The 4,100-nt window shown below is 41.5% G+C and carries 3 protein-coding genes; all 3 read right to left on the bottom strand.

The genetic code is table 11. The annotated features are described in order from the left end of the window. Nucleotides 1-81 precede the first annotated feature (81 nt). From FJR37_RS27810 to FJR37_RS19380, 3 genes are read right to left on the bottom strand one after another with little or no spacing between them, the layout of a single operon-like run. On the bottom strand, nt 82-1,629 hold the full coding sequence (locus FJR37_RS27810; RefSeq protein ID WP_371416148.1) for a type IIL restriction-modification enzyme MmeI: 1,548 nt from the start codon (nt 1,627-1,629) through the stop codon (nt 82-84). Continuing rightward, a complete protein-coding gene (locus tag FJR37_RS27085; RefSeq protein WP_254434618.1) occupies nt 1,566-2,630 on the bottom strand; it encodes a DNA methyltransferase in 1,065 nt (354 codons plus the stop codon). Before FJR37_RS27085 ends, FJR37_RS27810 begins: the two co-directional genes overlap by 64 nt. Continuing rightward, a complete protein-coding gene (locus FJR37_RS19380; RefSeq protein ID WP_254434617.1) occupies nt 2,548-3,888 on the bottom strand; it encodes a type IIL restriction-modification enzyme MmeI in 1,341 nt (446 codons plus the stop codon). Before FJR37_RS19380 ends, FJR37_RS27085 begins: the two co-directional genes overlap by 83 nt. Nucleotides 3,889-4,100: the final 212 nt, after the last annotated feature.

Here is a 4,100-nt window from a genome sequence, read left to right as displayed (position 1 = left end):
CCAAAAGAAGATATTTTTTTATCAAACCTAAATCCTGATTTTGATATTTGTTGGGTTTGGTTGCGTCAACCCAACCTACAATTATGGTTCTGTGAAACCAGTAATAGTTGGAATGTTATCGGTTGTCTGTTTTCGGGTTTTACCTGCTTTTTTAGTATTCCCTTTTTTCTTCCCTTCTGCAACTTTACCTCCTAAGATTTCTGCTTCATAGCGGGTTTGATTGAGGTCTAATAATTTGGCTAATATTTCATCATGGGTTGCTTCTGTCCAGCGATATCTCCAAGGTTTTTTCTTGTTTCTTCCTTTGGGGTTGTCTTCTTCTTCGTCTTCTTCGTAGTCGAGTAAAAATGTACATTCTGTGGATATATCACCCCACCCGTAAGCGTCGAGAACTGCTTTGTCCATTGCGGTGTGAAGTTCGCGGAGTTTGAGTATGTCGCTGTCGTATTCGTCGGGGTCATGAAATCGGTTGTAGGTGTCTGTCAGTCCTTGGTTGTTTTTTACCATCAATTCAGCGCGGTATTCATAATAGGTTTTTCCGGCTTGTTCTAATATGGGGTTGTTTTCCCAGTCTTCGGGAAATGGGAAGGTTTGAAAACAGTCGGAAGGTGTGTAACGAAGATCATCTTTCATTGATGAACCTAAAAATCTTGTCCATATTTCATGGATGCGAGACTGTAAAACACAGAAAAAAGAATTTTGGTCATTTGCAAATACAGCAAGTGCGTGTGAAAAAACGCTATTCGCTGGTAAAAATGCAAAAGATAAGTATTGAGAATGAAGAGAACAAACCAACACCAGATTAAGTTGGGATATTGCTTGAAATAAAGCAGGTGTAGTTTCACCAAAACGCCACCAATATCTAGCACGGATTTCTCTATTTTGTGCTAATCTTGCAGGTTTAACTTTTTCCTCTACAATATTCATTAAATCGGGATATTGTCGCGCTTCTGCTTCACTCATTTCACCAAAATTAATTACATACCGACGATGTGCATGAGTGGGGCTAGAATTAACTTCTTCACCACCAATATAAGGAAAAATTCTTTCTGCATTTTTGGGATTTTCTGTAATTAACCTTTGTATTTCTGCTATCGGTGTAGCATCTGGGTTATCATCATCAAAAGTAAACCCCATTCCTAGCGTAATACTACCTATAAAAGCTTTACCAGCATTTGCTAATAATACTTTGGGATCTTGATTTCCTCCTGCATGAAATAGGAACGCCGAAATTAAATCAACTTCCTGATTATCTAAACATTTTTTACCCCCATAATTATTTAACCATTTCCTCTTCACATATTGACCCTTAAATACATGAACCACGCTAACTACAACCGCAGCTAAACCCGGCCACTTTAACCGCTTTTGAGCATTATAAATAATTCCGCCATTTTCACAGATATATCTTAAACCTGTGCTGCGGGTATCTCCTTGGGCTATAGTGTTAGTAGCAATTAAGCCAAAAGTGCCATTTTCTCGTAATATATCAAACGCCCTTCTAAAAAAATGCGCTACTAAATCAGCATTTCCGTGAGATTCCGGGTTAACAACTTTCAACCAATCTAAATAACCTTCAATATTTCCATTAATTGTGGTATTCTTTCCCGCAAAAGGAGGATTTCCGATAATTGCATCAAAACCGGGATTAACTCTATCAAAAACTTCAGGAAATTCAATTTCCCAATTTCCCAATTAAACACAGGTACAGATTTTGCACCGGATTTTAAATTATCACATATATTGATAATCTCTAAATTATCAACATTTTCGTTATTATCAATATTGTCATCATTATCAACATTGTCCGGGTTTAGCATTGCTAAACCCCTACCCACGCCGAAACCCACACCGACACGCGCAGCCGTTTGTTTTTCCATCTTTTTAAACATCAACCGAAACTTATCTAATTCTTCCTTCCTGGCTTTATCCTTATCTTTGGCAAAAAATGCCGCAATTACTAAATCACCCTTTACCCGCGTTTCCGTTAATTCCAATTCCGCATTTTCATAAACATCGCGTTTTTTCTCATAGTCACTATCACCAAGATTAAAAATTTCATCTCGATAAACTTTCACCTTAGTAATTGACTGATTAAATAAAGATAAATTGGGATCTGTATAAGTAGTATCTGCTATCCAACTAAAATTTTTAATTTGTTCCTTATTCAATCCAACCAAAGAATCTCCCCACTTAAAAGCATGATCTAAAAAAGTAAAAGGATGAGATTTCGCCAAAGTCGCCAACCACAAAGATAACTTCGCCAAATTCACCGCAAAAGGGTTTTTATCCACTCCATACAAACACCGTTGGGCTACTAACCGCCGCGCATAAAGTAACGGTTCTTCGTCTGGGGGAATTTCCGGTAATGCGTTGTGTTTATTCCAACTCTCAACCAACATCTGTGCCAATTGACGACAACTTTCCACCAAAAACGCCCCCGAACCCATAGCCAAATCACAAATCTTCAACTCTAAAATCTGCTCAGGTGTGGGGTTTTCTCCCAAAGCCTCTAAAATCGGTCTGAGAGTTTCCTTAACTATCGGCTCAGTCAACGCACGGGGGGTATAATGAGAACCACTGCGCCGCCGTTCTTCCCCTGGTTGTAAATACAGCGAACCTACAGGCATTAAACTCGGTGTAAGATAGGCGTTCTCCGTCCAAGATCAGTAACCCTTGTAATACCCTGTGAATTACCCCGTCAGAGACGCGAGGCGGTTCTATACTTGCCCCTGATTGATATTTTGTAGACTGGGGACGACCTTCTAAAAAGGGATATTCATCAGGATCAAATAGTTGTCCATGACGCGCAGGTAAGTATAAATCAGCGTGACCCCCACCTTCATAAACTAAACGAAACAGACTCAGCAACCACGCCCAAGCACCATATCGCTGATCCATTGTATCTGGATAATTGCCGGCATCTTCTCGCAAGCGATCGTAAAGTCCACTCACGGAATAGTAGCGGGTATAAACTGCATCCTGGGACATCAAGCCCCGGTCTTCAGCGTAAAGCAGGAATACCAACCGCAGCAAAATCGTAATCAGTCCACCATAAATGTGCTGGGGGTTTGTGGCGGCGATGTCATCTAGTAAGCGGCTGTTAGTCGTGGCATCTGCTGTCTGGAAGCCCCGGAGTAAATCCCATAATGCCTCTAATACCTGTTCTGCCAGCTTGATAGAGACATCATTTTGATATTTCCGACTTTTTTCGAGGATGGCAGGTAAACGCCTGTCTGTGGGGACATTAAACAGGCGTTCTGCTGAGAGCAACATCTCCATTGCTCCCAAAATCAGCCGCCCCGATACTTCACACATCGCTTGGACAGGAAAGGTCAGGTGTCCTGATGATTCTCCTTGTGGGGCATAAACTAACCGTAATTCTGTACCGTTGCACAATAGCCCGGTGTAAACTTTGGTTTCTTTTAACAGGCGTTCAAATTTAGATTGGGGGCTGGCGTGCCAAGCCGTAGATTTACTATCCTCTGCCCCGGCGTTGTCAAGTTCAGTACCAGGATTCAATACTTGAATTAGCATCATCCAGCCGCCGTTGGGGTTGGGGACAGCGTAAGTGGGTATCAAAGTTTCTTGATAATCTGGGAGTGCGATCGCTAATTCTGCTGGACTGTCAACTAAATCTGCTGTTTCCCAACCTAAAACATTGATAGCAAAGGCGGAAAAATCAGTAATGCAAAAGCGTTCATTTTCGCTGTCACCGGGCAAAGCTGTACCACTGGCAACTGTTTGTAATGTTTGTTGCAATTCTACTACGTTGCGGTTAACCACCGCTTGGGCTGCTGACAATGCGGGGGGAGAAACCACCAACCCCACGGGCTGGAGAAAGCCTAACCATTCTTTATGTAAGCGAATTTCTGGATCTTTGGACATGATATTAATTTCAGTTTAAAAATTAGGTTAGTTAGTCAGTTGGTTAGTCGGTCAGATGAGCCAGGGGTTAGCCAGGGTTAGCCAGGTAGCCAGGGGTTGAAACCCCTGTCTAATAGCTTAAGTCGGATGAATCCGACTAAATGAGCGGGTTTTTTAATCAGCATTATAACGAGGTTTTTTTTCGGTTTTTAGTCCTCTTTTAGAGGACTTTT

This window comes from Aphanizomenon sp. UHCC 0183 (genome assembly GCF_009712065.1).
Lineage (GTDB): Bacteria > Cyanobacteriota > Cyanobacteriia > Cyanobacteriales > Nostocaceae > Dolichospermum > Dolichospermum heterosporum.
Note: the sequence above shows the minus strand (reverse complement) of the source record. Positions and strands in the feature narration are given on the sequence as shown.

What these genes read in the sequence shown, in the direction of transcription:
- FJR37_RS27085 (WP_254434618.1), bottom strand. Translation starts at nt 2,630, where the DNA reads ATGCCTGTAGGTTCGCTGTATTTACAACCAGGGGAAGAACGGCGGCGC.
- FJR37_RS19380 (WP_254434617.1), bottom strand. Translation starts at nt 3,888, where the DNA reads ATGTCCAAAGATCCAGAAATTCGCTTACATAAAGAATGGTTAGGCTTT.